The organism is Pseudocitrobacter faecalis (genome assembly GCF_965231525.1).
GTDB classification, from domain to species: Bacteria; Pseudomonadota; Gammaproteobacteria; order Enterobacterales; family Enterobacteriaceae; genus Pseudocitrobacter; species Pseudocitrobacter faecalis.
This window is the reverse complement of record NZ_CBDDNJ010000002.1, coordinates 4,697,454-4,713,998: the sequence shown is the minus strand read 5'-3', so window position 1 is coordinate 4,713,998 and position 16,545 is coordinate 4,697,454. Positions and strand designations below refer to the sequence as shown.

Annotated in this window: 9 protein-coding genes; 1 reads left to right on the top strand and 8 read right to left on the bottom strand. The window is 56.7% G+C overall.

Annotation, left to right across the window (positions count from 1 at the left end; all coding sequences use genetic code 11):
* Positions 1-54: 54 nt before the first annotated feature.
* Positions 55-2,112 carry an AsmA family protein gene (locus tag ACOXYR_RS22685; protein WP_421373452.1) on the bottom strand — a complete coding sequence of 686 codons (2,058 nt, stop codon included), beginning with the start codon at positions 2,110-2,112 and terminating at the stop codon, positions 55-57.
* Positions 2,113-2,179: 67 nt separating this feature from the next.
* Positions 2,180-2,953 (bottom strand): cyclic-guanylate-specific phosphodiesterase, encoded by a 774-nt coding sequence (gene pdeH, locus ACOXYR_RS22680; RefSeq protein ID WP_350435825.1) that lies wholly within the window; start codon positions 2,951-2,953, stop codon positions 2,180-2,182.
* 203 nt (positions 2,954-3,156) lie between these two features.
* On the opposite strand from pdeH, the gene kdgK reads away from it, so the two are divergent.
* Complete coding sequence (kdgK, locus tag ACOXYR_RS22675; protein ID WP_167405898.1) at positions 3,157-4,086, top strand: 2-dehydro-3-deoxygluconokinase; 930 nt, start codon at positions 3,157-3,159, stop codon at positions 4,084-4,086.
* Between the two features lie 117 nt (positions 4,087-4,203).
* On the opposite strand, the gene ACOXYR_RS22670 is transcribed toward kdgK, so the two are convergent.
* The 6 genes from ACOXYR_RS22670 to bcsB form a co-directional block, all read right to left on the bottom strand.
* The gene (locus ACOXYR_RS22670) at positions 4,204-5,694 is read right to left on the bottom strand and encodes a M16 family metallopeptidase (protein ID WP_108476757.1); all 1,491 of its coding nucleotides are present in this window, start codon (positions 5,692-5,694) and stop codon (positions 4,204-4,206) included.
* 230 nt (positions 5,695-5,924) lie between these two features.
* Positions 5,925-7,211 carry a dicarboxylate/amino acid:cation symporter gene (locus ACOXYR_RS22665; protein WP_350435823.1) on the bottom strand — a complete coding sequence of 429 codons (1,287 nt, stop codon included), beginning with the start codon at positions 7,209-7,211 and terminating at the stop codon, positions 5,925-5,927.
* Between the two features lie 157 nt (positions 7,212-7,368).
* Complete coding sequence (gene hmsP, locus ACOXYR_RS22660; RefSeq protein WP_108476755.1) at positions 7,369-9,372, bottom strand: biofilm formation regulator HmsP; 2,004 nt, start codon at positions 9,370-9,372, stop codon at positions 7,369-7,371.
* Between the two features lie 266 nt (positions 9,373-9,638).
* On the bottom strand, positions 9,639-13,127 hold the full coding sequence (bcsC, locus tag ACOXYR_RS22655; protein ID WP_415728829.1) for a cellulose synthase complex outer membrane protein BcsC: 3,489 nt from the start codon (positions 13,125-13,127) through the stop codon (positions 9,639-9,641).
* Positions 13,109-14,215, bottom strand: coding sequence for a cellulose synthase complex periplasmic endoglucanase BcsZ (bcsZ, locus tag ACOXYR_RS22650; RefSeq protein ID WP_189624143.1), 1,107 nt, complete (start codon positions 14,213-14,215; stop codon positions 13,109-13,111). Before bcsZ ends, bcsC begins: the two co-directional genes overlap by 19 nt.
* 6 nt (positions 14,216-14,221) lie before the next feature.
* Positions 14,222-16,534: a cellulose biosynthesis cyclic di-GMP-binding regulatory protein BcsB gene (gene bcsB / locus ACOXYR_RS22645; RefSeq protein ID WP_421355858.1), complete on the bottom strand. Its 2,313-nt coding sequence runs from the start codon at positions 16,532-16,534 to the stop codon at positions 14,222-14,224.
* Between the last annotated feature and the right edge of the window lie 11 nt (positions 16,535-16,545).

The following is a 16,545-nucleotide window of genomic DNA, read 5'->3' as shown; positions in this document are numbered from 1 at the left end:
CCTCTCCCTGTGGGAGAGGGTTAGGGTGAGGGCATCAGCGCGCACCGTCCAGCATCAATGCTTCATCTGCGACAAAATCGTCTGGCACTGATTCACCTCCCCTTCTGACGGCGAAATCAACGCCAGCAGCGCCGCCGCCGGTGTGACGAGCGTTGCCAGCGCCGCCGCCACCGCACCGCGTGCAATCAGCGGCCCGGCTTTCACGCCTGCCTGCGGGTTCTTAAAGCTGCCGCGCACATACAGCGGCGAGCGCAGGGTAATGATGCGAATCCCCTTACTTTCCGGGTCAATCGTCAAATCGAGCTGCTCTGAAGCGAAACTGGCGGTGCCGGTCACGTTAATCAGCGCGTTTTCCGTATCAAAGGCAAAAATCTGCGGACGCGCTACGCCGTTGACAATATCGAGGTTTGCCGCCGCACAGTTCACCCGCACTTCATCATCGCCAAAAATCTGCCCAACGATAAAGTTGCCCACGTTCAGACCAACAATCTCCATTAAGTTACGGCTGATAAGCCCATCGTTCATCAGCAGCTTCAGGTTACCGTTGCTGTTACCCAGCAGCGCCGCCACGGAATTCCCGGTACCGCGGAACTGCGCATCGCCGTTCATCTCACCGAGCGTTTTCTGCATCAGTTCCACGTTGGGCATCAGCTCTTTCAGCTTCAGACGACGTGCCTGAATATCCGCCTGACCACGCATCGGTTTACGGTCGCCCTCCAGATGGATATTGCCGCTGATCGTGCCGCCCGCGAGCCCAAGTTTGATAGGCTGCAGTCGCAAATCGGCATTTTTGAGGATGATGTGCGTCGACAAATCGCTAATCGGCAACGTGCTGCCATGCTCAATACGGCGCCCTTTAAAACGCACATCCGCATCCATCACGTCCCATTTGTCGGTTTCGAAGCGGTCGTAAGGCAACACTTTGTTGGCAGGCTGGACTGTAGCTTCCCCTTTACGTGCTTCAGCGCTTTTCGCTTTTTGCGCACCTTTCCCGGAGTCCACGCCAATCAGCGGGCCTAAATCCGCCAGCCGAAGCTGACGCGATTCCAGATCGCCTTCCAGTTTCGGGCGCGGTTTCCCGGTGGTATAGGTCAGCGAGCCATGGATATCGCTGTCGCCAATACGACCATTGAATTTGCGATAGTCAAAGACGGACGACTTTTCGCTATCAATTTTCGCCACCAGCCGACCATCCGTTTCAAACGGCGGGGTGTCAGGCAGAAGTACGCCCGTGAGATCGTAGAGATCGCTCAGGGAGTCACCGGAGAATTTAAGCTGCAGATCGACACCGCCCATCTTCATCGGATCGTTGATCGCGCCAACAAACGCCACTCGTGTATTACCGGATCGGAAATCGGCCTGTACCGGGAAAGGTTGCCCTTCACCGCGCAACGCCAGCATGCCGCCAATCTTACCCGTGCCGGTAAGCGGTTCGCCGCGATAGCGCCCCTGCGCTTTCAGGCCGAAAACATAATCCCCGGCCTTCGTGTTATCGCCCTTTCCTTTACTGCCGGTGACTTCACTGAACGGCAGCGGTTTGCCGAGCGGATCGACCAGGATCTCAATATCTGCCTTGCTCACTTTGTCATCCACGGTAATGCGCCCGCGATCGAACAAAATATTATCCAGACGGAATGACCACGCCGATGGCTGGGCGTTTTTCTCATCCTTGCCGTCACCGATATTGAAAGTCCAGTTATTGTTTTTTTCCGAGAGGCGAATCAGGCGCGCGTCCGGCTGTTCCAGCTTAATCCACGGTAGCCAGACCGTTTTGGTCAACAGCGCCAGCGGCGCAAGCGTAGCTTCTACGCGCGGAAGGTGCACCATGGTGACGTCCGGGATATCCGGCGGGTTGCCGAGCATGATGTCTTCAGCATGCACGTGCGGCCAGGGGATCCAGCTTCGCCAGCCGGTCTCCTGCTTCTGACGCTCCCACACCACGCCAAGATCGCCGCGAATGGCGAAGGGCCGGTGCAGTTCTGTGGAGACTTTTTCGTTGATGGTTGGCTTCAGCCGGTTCCAGTCGAAGGTCGCAATAATTATCACCAGCAGGATAATCAGGGCCACTAATACCCCTGCGGTGATGGCAATCGCTTTGCTTAATTTCGTCACGCTCGCTCCTTTCATGAAATTCCTCACCTCTCATAAAGATAGCTGAGGGAGAAGAGAGCGGCGTAAATCAGGAAAATGCTATTACCACATCGTCGAGCGTCTTCATGGGAACCGGGCGGGAAAGAAAGTAACCTTGTGCTGCAAAGGCGGGCGATTCCTGTACGTCCTGCCACTCTTCCTGAGTTTCCACGCCTTCCACTATCACACCGCGGCAGTAGCGGTTCATCAACTGTAAGAGCATGGTGAAGAGATTGCGCCCCTCGGGCGTTTTGCGCAGCATGATAAACAGATCGCGGGCGACTTTGATGTAGTCGTAGCGCACTTCACTGAGCGATGAGAAGTTTGCCATGCCCGTGCCAAAATCATCGAGCCACAGCGGGCCAAACTCGCAAATGGACGCATACGACGATTCCTGCGGCAGACGCGTATGCTCAACTAATTCGAAACGCAGCCAGTCGAGCGGCTCAATCATGTCTTTTAACGCCTGATCCTGCTGCATCGCCATCAGCGTGGGGCCGTCCACGTTGACCGACGCCAGGATGTGGTTCTGCGCGAAGAATTCCTGCTTCAGCATCAGCATGTGCAACTGCTCTTTTAGGACGGCGATACGCTGGCTGACCGGCACTTCAGAGAAATAGCGGTCGGGCGCAATGCGTTGAGAGGGATGGTTGGGATGCGTCACGACCGTCAGCACTTCAATCGCCATCAGGCGGCCTTCAGTGGTATAGATGGGCTGGTAAGTGTAGGCGCGTTCACACTCCAGCCAGTCGTGCTGTGCCTGCAGATTCGCGAGACCTGGCTCAGGAATGCTCAACTGCGGGATGACCGGCGTTAACTTCATTTCAGCTTCCTGTTGCAATGAGGGATCGAATGGAACTCGTCAACAGGTTATCGGCGGGTTAAAGGAGAACTTTATGTGCAAAAATTTGCGCTAACACGCGCTAGCTCAAAAAAATAATGGAACGATGTTTTAATATAGTTGACCACTAAAACAGCGCAGCGCACACTAGCGCTAATATTCCGATTCAGATCAGGTTCACGACTATGTCTAAAAAAATTGCCGTGATTGGCGAATGCATGATTGAGCTGTCCGAGAAGGGCGCAGACGTTACCCGCGGCTTTGGCGGCGACACTTTAAACACATCAGTGTATATCGCACGCCAGGTTGATTCTGCTGCGCTGCGCGTCGACTACGTCACCGCACTGGGCACCGATACGTTCAGCCAGCAGATGCTGGATGCCTGGCAAGCAGAAAACGTCGGTACCGGGCTGATTCAGCGTATGAGCAACCGCATGCCAGGCCTCTACTACATCGAAACCGACGACACCGGCGAGCGTACGTTCTACTACTGGCGTAACGAAGCCGCGGCAAAATTCTGGCTGGAAAGCGATGAGGCCGCCGCCGTTTGCGAAGAGCTGGCGACCTACGACTACCTCTACCTGAGCGGGATCAGCCTGGCGATTTTAAGCCCGACCAGCCGTGAAAAATTGCTCTCTCTGTTGCGCGAATGCCGCGCCAACGGCGGGAAAGTCATTTTCGACAACAACTACCGTCCGCGCCTGTGGGCCAGCAAAGAAGAAACCCAGCAGGTTTACCAGCAGATGCTGGAATGCACCGACATCGCCTTCCTGACGCTGGACGACGAAGACGCGCTGTGGGGCGAGAAGCCGGTTGAAGACGTCATTGCGCGTACCCACGCGGCAGGCGTGCAGGAAGTGGTGGTGAAACGCGGCGCAGACTCCTGTCTGGTAGCGATTGCAGGCCAGAACGTGGTTGATGTTCCTGCGGTGAAACTGCCGAAAGAGAAAGTTGTGGATACCACCGCAGCGGGCGATTCTTTCAGTGCGGGTTACCTGGCGGTACGTCTGACCGGTGGCGATGCGGTCGCGGCGGCACAACGTGGTCACCTGACCGCCAGCACCGTGATTCAGCATCGCGGCGCGATTATTCCGCGCGAGGCGATGCCGGCTTAAGGGCAAGCCCCTCACCCCGCCCTCTCCCTGAGGGAGAGGGAGAAAAACCGCACACCCTTAACCTTTGGCACAATCGGTCCCCTCTCCCTCTGGGAGAGGGTTAGGGTGAGGGTTGTGTTACTGCCCCGGCGGAATATCCGACACTTCCTGGTGCACGTCATCCCCGCTTACCGGTTCTGCCGCCACAGGCGCTGCCATCACGTTATCCCAGGTCGCCTTCAGTTCCTTCATGTTATGCTCTGGCTCACCGGCCGGCTGCTGCAAAATCAGCGCCATATCCTGCGACAGCTGGCTGCGCAGATCCTGATTCACCATATCGAGTGTTAACGTATCAAGGAAGTTCTGGCGCAGTTGCTGATACTGCTCTGGCGCGATATCCACGACCTGATTTTGCAACGAACGCATACGCTGGCTCATCAGCACATCGGTGTCGGTGCGCGCGTAAGTCGCGAACAGTTTTTGCAGCTCCAGTTTTTTCTGCGCCACCAGCGCGTCGAATTCTTCAACCGGCAAACCCTTTTCGCGGACTTCCGCCAGCTCCTTCGCCACCACGCCGAGATTGCCGTCGAGCTTATCGCCCGGAGAATCCAGGTTGATAGAACACTGCGCACGCAGATACAGCACCCGGCAATCAAAGCCTAACGCAATATCTTTCGCGTTGTTTTTGCTCAGTTTCTGCTGAACATGCCAGAACAGCGCTTCACGCGCGAGATCCGCACGCCAGTAGCGCAGCATAGCCGCAGATTCGCGAATCGGTTGCCATGGGGTATCCCACATCAGCGACAGGCGATCCTGGGTGACGTTTTTGGTCATGATGCTGACGGCTTCCGGGCGTAGCGGCGAAAGCGTCGGTACCGCCGCTGGCGTTTCACGTTTGCCCTTCAATTCGCCGAAGGTTTTGTTGATTTGCTCTGCAACCGTGCGGCTGTCAACGTTCCCCACCACAATCAGGGTCATCGCATCCGGGGTGTACCATTTCTGGTAGAACGCTTTCACCTGTTCCGCATCCACCGGACGCTTCAGCGGTTCTGCCGGGTCGTGACCCAGCATGGTTGAACCTTTCAGACGATAGCGCCACCAGCCGTCTTTGGTATCCTGCGGCCAGGTTGCAACCATATCCTGCGTATTCAGCGCATGTTCAATAGTTTGAGGCGTAATCGACACGCTGTTGCCCGCGCTGGCAAGCCAGGCGAGAGACTCTTTCAGTAAGTCTGTGCGGTTATTCGGCAGGCTTAAATTAAAGTGGGTGTAATCATAAGAAACGATCGCGGGCGGCAGCGGCCGTTTCGGGTCGATGCCCTGCTGCCACAGTGAGCGCGCCTGCATCGGTTGTAAGCTTCCGCTTTGCGTCAGCGCAATGCGGGGAATGAGATGGCTGTAGCCGGTTTGTTGCGCGCTTTCAGAGAGCGAGCCGATATTCACCACCAGCCGGATTTCAACGCGATCGCTGGGACGCTGAGGCGTGGAAAGCACCTGCCACTGAAAACCATTAGCCAGGGTACCCTGTTGCCAGGCGGGATCGGGCTGTAGCGCCTCTGCCTGCACATAACCCGCTGTCGCCATCATCAGCAAACTGCCAGCTAAGAGTCGAATTTTTGTGCCCTGCATGTGAACCCCTGATGAACGTTCCTGGTTACAAAGGCAATCCACACGTCGTGGTTGCCGAAAAGAATGTCGTAAACACGTCTGTTTGACCACACGATCGTCAAAACGTCACATCGCTACGAAAAATAATGTCTTACGATAGCATGACGTCGCTGCATGCAATAATGCAACGCCGCCTAATTATGCGCAGGAGCCCGCACTCCAGCAAGGGAGCGCGAGCATAAGATGAGGATTTAAGAGGATAATTCGTGCGGTTTGTTGGCTGGCGTACGATTATTCAGCACATCATCCAGTTGTTGCTGGTCGAGCTGCTTAACGCGTTTTGCCACCACAATGGTTGCCACGCCGTTACCAATCAGGTTAGTCAACGCGCGCGCTTCCGACATAAAGCGGTCGATACCCAGAATCAGCGCCAGGCCGGCTACCGGTAAATGCCCCACGGCGGAAATGGTTGCCGCCAGCACGATAAACCCGCTTCCGGTGACACCCGCCGCCCCTTTGGAGGAGAGCAACAGCACCACCAGCAGGGTGATTTGATGGAAGATATCCATGTGGCTGTTGGTCGCCTGGGCGATAAACACCGCCGCCATCGTCAGGTAAATTGAGGTGCCGTCGAGGTTAAACGAGTATCCCGTCGGTATTACCAGCCCCACCACCGATTTCTTACAACCCAGTTTCTCCATCTTGTCCAGCATACGCGGCAGCGCCGATTCGGAGGACGATGTCCCCAGCACAATCAGCAGCTCTTCACGGATGTAGCGGATAAATTTGAAGATGCTAAAGCCGGTCGCCCTGGCGATAGAACCCAGTACCACCACCACGAACAGAATACAGGTGATGTAGAAGCAGATGATCAACTGACCGAGTTGCACCAGCGTGCCCACGCCGTACTTACCGATGGTGAAGGCCATGGCCCCGAAAGCCCCAATGGGTGCCAGGCGCATAATCATGTTGATGATGCCGAAGATAACCTGCGAGAAGCTCTCGATAACGTTAAAAATCAGCTGGCCCTTGCTGCCCAGACGATGTAGCGCAAAACCAAACAGCACCGCAAACAGCAGCACCTGCAGAATGTTACCGCTGGCGAACGCGCCAATCACGCTGGAAGGAATGATATCCAGGATAAAGGCGACGATGCCCTGATCCTTCGCCTGCTCGGCATACACCGCAACCGCCCCTGCATCCAGGCTTGCCGGATCAACGTTCATGCCCGCACCGGGTTGCACCAGGTTTACTATAATCAGGCCGATTATCAGCGCAATGGTACTGACCACTTCGAAGTAGAGTAGCGCCACCGCACCGGTGCGCCCTACCGCCTTCATGCTTTCCATCCCGGCAATACCGGTCACGACGGTACAAAAGATGACAGGCGCGATGATCATTTTAATCAGCTTAACGAACGCATCGCCAAGCGGTTTCATTTGCGCGCCTAACTCAGGGTAGTAGTGTCCCAACAGCACACCGATGACGATGGCGGTCAGAACCTGCACGTAGAGGCTTTTGAAGAAAGAGGTTTTCATAGGATGTCCTTAAGATAAAACCACAAACCAGGTAGGGGATTACCCAACTTGTGACCTCAAAATAACACCCACGAAACATTACGGAAATATATATAGCCTTATTTGCAACTGAATTGTTAAAAAACTTGAGCTGACTCGCACAACTGCGCAATCATTTTCAATCGGGTTTCACCGCCGCATCCGGCAGGTAGTCCTGCTCAAAACTTTCCGGTGATACCGCACGCGCGAACAGGAAGCCCTGCAACACATCCACTTTCGCTTCTTTCAGCCACGCATATTGTTCCTGCGTCTCTACGCCTTCCGCCACCAGGCGCAAATTCAGGCTACGCGCGAGTTGAATAATCGCCGCCACCATACTGGCATCTTCCGGCAGGGTATCCACAAACAGCTTGTCGATTTTGAGGATATCCACCGGCAGCGACTTCATATGCTGAAGCTGCTGGAGCCCCGCATAGCCCATGCCGAAATCATCCAGCGCGATACGCACGCCAGCATTGCGCAACGGGCGCAGAATCGCTACAGCGGCTTTGGGATCGTCAATGCTGCGGCTTTCAGTCACTTCCAGCACCAGCGTGCCCGGTGCAATGCGGTAGCGTTCGAGCAGCGCCAGCATGTCCGGCACCATGTTGTGATGCATCAGTTGCAGAGCAGAGAGATTGACCGACAGCGGCAGCATGATGCCGCGCTTCTGCCACGCGGAGAGCAGGCGACACGCCTCTTCCAGCACCCAATGGCCGACGGTCACCATCAGCCCGCAGGATTCAATGGTGTCGATCAGGTCGTTTGGCAACTCCCAATCGCCATTCCCCTGCTGCTGGCGCAGCAACACTTCCGCGCTGCACACCTTGCCGGTCTCGGTATCGATTTGCGGCTGTAACCAGACAGCAAACTGATGGTGTTCCAGCGCCGAGAGAATATCGCTCTCCTGGGTCAGGCGTTTTTGCGCTTTTTCCATCTGCTCCGGGTTAAAAAACTCAATCTGATTTTTACCCTTACGGCGCGCGCTAAAGGCCGCCGAAATCGCGCGACGATAGAGTTGCTCGGCGCTCAGTCCACCTTCAAACATGGCGATACCGACGCTTGCGGTTGGGCGCAGTTGAATACCCTGCAACGGCAAACGCTCATTCATGACAGTGAGTACTTGCTGACCTAATGTGATGGCGTGCCACGGCTCGGTGACACCTTCGGCCAGAATGGCGAAGTCATAGGCGCTGATCTGCGCCAGCACCATGCGCGGCGAAATCACCTGTTTCAGCTTCTCAACCAGGGTCAGCAGCAGCATTTCGCGCTGCTCTTCTTTCAATACGCCTGCCGTGTCCTGCAAGGTCTCGCACGCCACCATCAACAGCGCGGTGGTTTTCTGCTGGCTGACGGTTCGCTCAAGCAACGCCAGTAAGAAGGCTTTGTTGGGTAACTCGGAAACCGGGAAACGCGTCGCACGGCTGCAAAGCTCATCATACTGGCGCAAAGCGAGCTGCTGATGGCGGTTGTAGCTGCGCACCATTTTGCCAATTTCATCGTCGTGATGCAGACGCGGCAGCGCGAGCTGATGCCCCACGCGCTCTTCCGGCGAGAGGTCGTTCAGTTCATTGGCAATCGCGCGCAGCGGACGCACAATCAGGCGGTTAATACTCCACGTCAGCGCCACGGTGAGGATCAGCACTAAAAGTAAGTAAGCAGTCACTAACGTAGCAAGGGCGCTCATTACAAATTTGTACATGCGGTATGAATCGGACTGAAGCACCAGATAAGCCAGCGGCTGTGGATTTGCCGGGCGTTCCAGCGAATAGAGCGGCAGCGAAATTTGCACCGGTAGCTCAAAAATACGGGTGATCATCACCGGAACCGGGCGTTCCGGGATAAAGCTCATGCGCAGCGCCTGAAACTGGTTAGGCAACACCACATCGGCCCGGCTCACAATGCCGGAGGGCTGAATGCGGCCAAGAATGGTTTCCGCTTCCGGGATATCGGCCTTGAGAATAGCCGCCGAGAGCGGCTGGCGAACAGAACGGGCGATGCTTTCAAGTTGCGTGGCCGTGTTATAGCGGTTCTGCTGCACAAAGTGAAAAAGCAGAATGAAACAAAAGACAAACACGAACACCATGGTTACGCCTGCAACCATTGCCATTTGTTTGATAGTAAGTGAACGGCTGACGCGCAAAAGAATTCTCCACTAAAAACTTAACGCACTGCCCGTCATGAGGATAACGAGGTCGATGACAAAGTCAAAAGGTGACCAAAAAGGAACAGGCCGACAAAACGACGATCCGCAACAGAAAACGCAAAAGCCTACTGTGCAGATATCAGATGCGCAACAAAACAGGACAAAGCCCGCGATAACGTAACAAAATATTATGCTTCGCGGGCCGATTATACGCTAAGAGAATGGATTTCGTGACAGTTGCCGGTTAATTTCAGCGATTAAAATCACCAGTCAGCATAAGGAACCAGTGGCTGAGGCGGCATATCCAGATCGCCCTGCCAGCCTGCCGCTGAGTAACGCACATACAGCAACGCATGGCTTGGGGTGTAATCCTTCGCTTCCTGAATATCCACCGCCGCGCCAACAAACCAGTTTGAGGTCACCCGACGTTCGACCAGCGCACGCGCGGTGTAACCGAAGCCCTGACTGCTGCCGCCACTGCTGCTATCCTGGCTGGCGTTTTCCCGCCAGTCGGGCGGGATCAGATTCATCAGCGGATAGCTGGCCTGAGACTTGGTGCGCGAATGCGACCACGATACCGAACCGCCGAGCTCCCACGACCAGTTCTCCGTGCGCTGACGCCAGGTCACCGGCACGGCAAACGACACATACTCTTGCGGGCTGTAGTATCCCCCCTGACCGAGGGTATAGCCGCTCAGATCCTTCTGATAATGCCAAATCATGTTATTCAGGCCGACCGTCACCCGGCGATTATTTTCATTAATCACCTTGTAGTAGTAACCGGTCATCCAGCGCACGCGCCAGTTATCGTCAACGTTCTTGCCGGTTAACTGATCCGCGCCCAGCGACGCCCATACACCGTTGGCTTCGCCTTTGTCATAACTCAGGCTGAGCACGCCACCGTCGGCGCGTACCCCGCCCCATTTCTTGCCGGTGTGTCCCTCTTTGCTGTTATCCTGCTGGCCACCAAAGGCCAGCAGCGAACTGGAGATCGGGCGACGGTGACCTTCGAGAGTGTAACCAATCGGACCCGCTTTGCTGCTGTAGCTCAGGCCGCCGACCACATCGACCACGTTAAAGCCCATCGGCGTGGTACCGATATCGCCGCTCCAGGTGTCGTTTTTCCAGCCCACCGCTACGCTGACGCCGTTATCGCTTGCGCTCGCGCCACCGCGACAGGCGTGATCTTTAATGCCACAGGTACCCCAGTCCGGTGCGTAGCTGCCATCACTTTTACGCGAGAAGCTGCCAACGTTCATGTTCACCCAGTCGGAGCGGAAGAACATCCGCCCGTCTGAGAGCGGCGCATCCACCTGAAGCATGGTGGTATGTGCTTTCAGGGCTGAATACCCGCCCGTGCCGCTGGAGCCCCAGTAATCATGTTCCAGTGTCACGTTGAGATCTTGCTGGCGATAGAGATCGGCTGCGTCACTTCGTACGCCGCGCTTAAGCCAGTCATCGCTGGCATCGTTGCGCGTCAGGCGGGTGAAGGTGTCGTTATCCTGCGGTCGCGTCGGCGTAATACCGGTGGCGACCATCGTGTCTTTATAGGTTTCCAGCGCCTGCTGCGGATTGCCGTCCTGCGCCTGAAAACGTGCCGCATCGCGTAGCACCAGCGCGCTGTCCATTGACGGCGGCTGAGATTTCGCCTGCTGTGCCAACGTGTTAAAGGTATTACGCGCTTTTTCGTTTTCACCGAGGCCAGACTGCACCAGCGCAATACGCCGCTGCATACCCATCGATGGCGCTTCGCCCGTAGTGGAGAGTTGTGCCAGTTGCGCACGCGCGGCGGCTTTATCGCCCTGCGCTAAATAAAGCTCGGCCAGCCCCAGTCGCGCATCGTCATTCTGCGGCTCTTTGCTCAGCACCTCGTTGTAGAGCGCGATAGCCTGCGGCGCATCGCCGCGCTGCTCTGCCCAGTCGGCGAGGGTCAACGTGATTCGCGTAGATGCGGGTTGTTTGCGCAGAAGCGCAATCGCCTGTTTCTCCTGACCGGCGTCACGCAGCCGGTTCGCCTCCTGCATCGTCTTCGCAACGTGCAGGCGGTCTGAGAGCTCCTGAATATTGCTGTTCCACTGACTGCGTGGCAGCGTACCTAAATGGGAAATGGCGGCAGCATCACGGTCGGTGCTGGAGAGATACAGGCTGTAGGCATACACCTGATCCGGGTCTTTGGCTTGCTTCTGCGCCAGATTGCGCATCAGCGAATCGGCTTCACCGCGCTTGCCCGCGCTGTCGAGGTCTTTCGCCAGACGATAGGTTATCCAGACGCTGTCCGGGTTGAGCGCCAGACGCTGACGCTGAACCTCGGCGGCCTGCGCCCACTGGCCCTGGCTCTCAAGCGTTTCCGCCTGCTGTTCAAGGCGATCGTTAGTCAGGCCGCGTTCAATATCATCAATGCTGCGACGCTGTGCGGCGGGTAACGACTGAATGTAAGCGGTCGCTTTCTCGGGAGACTGCGCCCGGTATACATTCGCCAGGCCACGCACGGCGAGATTGTTATCTCTGTCCATGCGCAGGGTTTGTTTATAGTAGCCTTCCGCCGTCGGGTAATCCTTCCGTGCGGCAGCGACGTCGCCCAACCCAAGAATCGCATAGCTGTCGCTGTTATCCACCCGCTGTGCCTGCTGGTAATACGTTTGCGCCTGCGCCGGATTGTTTGCCTTCAACGCCGCATCGCCCTGCTGAATCAACAGCCAGTAGCGGTTGGTTTTCAGCAGGCTATCCCACTTGCTGCGGCTGGTGTTTTGCGGGTCGAGGGCAATCGCTTTTTGCAGTTGCGCTACCGCACGCGCGCGGTCGCCTTTCTGTGAATAGGCTTCGCCGAGCGTACCGATAGCGTCGGCATCTTTGTTGTTTGTTGCTACAGCGCGTTGCAAATCCGCAATGGCAGACGCGGCATTGCCTGACGCCAGCGCGGCAGCGGCTTCGCTCTTCGCGCGAACGGTAGGATCAGACAGGGTTTTCTGTTGTTCAGCCAGCAAGCCACGGGCGTCATCCGCCTGCTCGCCGGTAGTGAAAATTTGCAGGAAACGCTGAAGCGATTGCACGCTCGCCTGGCTCGGTGGCTGATCTTTAATGGCATTGAACCAGACATCGCCCGCTTCATTGCGCCCGTTGGAGGATTTCGCCATCTGTTCCAGCACGGCAAACGCGTCGTCGCGACGGTTATCCGCCAGCAACGTGCGCGCCAGAGTGGATTGCAGCGTGACGTTGCCCGGCATCTGCTTATTCAGCGCCTGCAGACGTGCCAGCGCATTATTGTGGCGCGCCGGAATTTTCAGCGCCGTCGTCCAGTACTCAACCGCATAGTCACCGTCCGGCGGCGGGCCGTTAAACGCTTTCTCATAGGCCGCGATGGCTTCATCGGCATGGCCGGTAGTCGCCAGCAGACGCGCCTGTTGCAGCGCCTGGCGACCTTCCGCCGAATTCAACAAAAGCTCTGTACGCGAGGCGTTGTATTCCGTTGAATTGGGTGCCAGCGTTTTCAGCCGCTCAAGTTGTTTCTGCGCCCCGGCGGTATCGCCCTGACGCAGCATGTAACGCAATCGCGCGGCGAGAACCTGCGGATTATTTGGGTCAATCAGCTCCAGGCGATACAGCGACTGCTGCACAATATCTTCGCGCTTGCTGGCTTCCCCCAAACGTACCTGATTGAGCAGTTGTTCCTGCGCGGAAGGCGCGGCATAACTCGCCGGAGCCAGCGTAATACCTAACGAGAAAGTGAGTAAACTTAGTGTGAACTTGCGCATTCCTGGCCCCAGTCAGGTAGTAATTCACCGCGGGCGCTGAAGCGAAAACGGTGTTGGTCCCAGCCCTGGCCAAAGAGGGTCAGGACATAGCTGTAATAGGCGTCTGCGCCAGGGAAGTTGTCGGCCACGCGCTGGCGCTGAACGGCCTGCGCATCGCGATCCTGTAGGAACGGCAGCAGTGAGGCAGAAAAGCCTACCGGGCCATTGCCGGTCACGTTGCCAGTGAGGGTGTCGACTTTTTCCGGCGGAACGCCTTCGCGGGCGGTCTGCGCCGCCATCGCTTTAAATCGGGTTAACAGACGGGCTTTTTGCGGGTCGCTGTTGTGCATCATGCCCACCCACAAATAGACGCGGATGGCGTCATAACCGCCCACCAGTGGCGTTTTGCTCTGCTTCTGCCAGCCCTTGCCTTTCTCGTAATTCACCCAGTCGGGCGAATAACCTTTCGTGGCCGTTTCCATCAGCAGACGCTGGTTGGTTTCACGCAGCGTCGTCCACGGCGCGCCAAAGCGGGTGAAATAACTTGCCAGTTGCGGCGGGAGGTAGCTTGGGTTAAAACGCCAGCTATTCGCTTCGGCAAAACCAATTTTGCCCGGCAGCAGCATCGAGCCCAGCCCCGGCACGTTCACCACCTCTTCACGGGCAATGCGCGAGAGTAACGCTTTCCCGGTTTCGGTATAGTTCGCGTTCTTCCACAGGCGGCCTGCTTCCAGCAGCGACCAGGCGATCCAGACGTCAGAATCGGACGCGGAGTTGGTATCCAGCACCGTCCAGGTGTTGTCCTCTTTCTTGCCCCACAGCCAGGCGGGCAGCGTGCTTTTCAGGTCACCCTGCGCCAGGTTGTTCTGCGTCCAGTCGAACAGTTTGCCGAACGTTTCGCGATCGTTAGCCGCCAGCGCGAAGAACAATGCGTAGCTCTGCCCTTCGGAAGTGGTAATTTTGCGCGCATCGCTCGGGTCGATGACGCGCCCTTCAGCACTGACATAGTCTTTTTTGAACTGATCCCAGGCAGGCCAGTTACAGGCCGCCCGGGCCTGTATCATTGTGCCCAGCGCTAACAGCAAAACTATCCAGCGTACGCTTTTCATCACGGCTTACTCGTCTTCAGGATCCAGTCGACGGCGGCTGATAATGCGCAGCAGTCGCCACAGTACCCACGCCAGCAATACGATGCTGATAGCGGCAAACAGCGCCAGCAGAATCGGATGGTTAGAGAGGGCAAACCACAGGCGCTCAAACCATGGCAGGTGACCGACGTAATACACATCGCCCACGCGCAGGCTGCTTACGCCCGATTCGCGAATCACCGACACCGAACCAAACATCGCCGCGCGCTTGCCGCTGTCGTTCAGTGCGCCGTTCAGCAGTTCATAACCGCGCGGGCTGTCCGCCAGTAGCGCAACCACACTGCGTTGATCGTTATACGGCGACTGGAAACCGACTATCGCCGCCATCGGGCCGGAGGAGGTGACGTCCGTCTGCACGTTCGGCTTACGTTCGTTTTCATCAAGATAGATGCTCGGCAGGTCATGATGACGCAGCGGCGTTTTCACCCAGCTCTTCGTGGCGTCGACCAGCAGGTCAATCTGCTTGTCGTTTTTCAGTTTTTGCGGAATAGAGCCAATCAGCAGCAGGTCGGTATCTTTGCCCTGAATGTCGCTGCCCTCATCGGCGAGCGTGACGTTCATCGCCGGGAAGCCGGTCTGTGCGCCCATCTCACCCACGGTATTCAACAGCGTGGTCACCTGTTCAACGGTCGGGTTTTTCGGCATCACCACGGTGGTGTCAGAGAGATCCGCCATACGGCTGAACGGGAAGCCCGCGTTGGCAAACGCGCGCAGGTCAGGCATCGCCAGGAAGTGATAGTAGTTGGAGAAGTCGATCGTCGAGTCATCGCCAATCACTACATGGTTCTGCACCGGCTGGAAGGTAATACAGTTATCAATCGAGCCGCCCGGCATCGGGTTCATATACTGGAAGTCGAAGCGCAGCTGGTTCATTGCGCCCAGGCGCAGCGCCGGAATGGTCACTTCGTTTTTACCGTCAACTAACCCCTGCAATACTGGCAGACGCAGCAGCAGACTACTCACTTCCTGGGTGCTGTTAAGGTTAAACGACTGCAGGAACTGATCGTTCAGGCTGATATCCATTCGCGAACTGTCTTTCACCGCAGGCATGGTAAAGCGATATTTGAGGTCCATATCGATACCATTGCTGCGCAGCAGGTAGAGATCCGGCGGCAGATTCAGCGCCACGTTAATGGACGCCGGTTCCAGCCCGGTGGATTGCAGTTGTTGCTCATAGGTTTTCAGCTCACCAAACGTCACCGGACGATCGGTACGCACCCAGTTCGGCGCATCGTACGGCACACGTGCCAGCAACGGTTTCACATCATCCACCACCACGCTGTCGCCACGGAACAAGATATTGCCCTGAGCAATGCCTTTCGCGGCCATCAGCAGGTCTTTATCATCGCGACCCATGATCACCAGCAGCTTGACGTAAGGATCGTTGGGATGGTTGATCATCTCGATCGTCGGAGCTTTCACCGGCGGATGATCGCGCAGGAAATCAGGGCGCTTGTCGTTGGTGGCAAAGACAATGGCATTTTTATCCGGCAGCGTGTTGTAGCTGACCGGGAAGTTTTGCCCACGCCAGCCCGCACGCGAACCAAACCACGAGGCGACAATCCCCGCCGCCTGCTGCTGTTGCAGATCCGGCGTCGCCGCAAAAACGATCGGCAACGTTAAGGGGCGGTTATCGCGAGAATCAAAGAATGGAACCGGGAAGTGCGACAGATCGTTACGCACATTCAGCGCCTGATAGGTTAAATCCAGCGAACTGTTACGGCCCACGTCCAGCCAGACGGTGGTGTTGGCCGGGTTTTCACAGACGTCACGGTAGTGGCCGACAAACTCCAGACGCACGCGGTTAAAGTCGGTGATATAGAGCGGGTCGATAGGAATTTGCGCGCTGACCTTTTTCCCCAATTGCTCTTTGGTGACCGGCAGCACGTCCATCAGCTCTTCATTCAGATACACCTTCAGTTGCGACAATACCGGCTGAAGCGATGGCGATGGCGTATAGGTGAGATTCAGCAAGGCTTTCGACACGACTTCGTCGCTGCGCATACCAAATTCAATAGAGCCATTAGGATTCGCGCCGCGCAGCACCATGCTGCCCGGCGGCGGCGCAATTTGCGCGAAGGTGAGTTTAACATCGCGCGATGGCACGCTTTCCACCACCACGGGTGAAGCATCAGACGGCGCAGCAGCAGGCGTCGTCGCGCTCTCCTGAGCAGGCGGCATGACCGGCGTTGCGGTCGTCGGTTCAGACCAGGTTGTCGCAGGCAGCAAGCTGCCCATTCCCATCGCCACTGCACAAATCCAGGAGAGTTTTCTTTTCATCGTGTAATCAT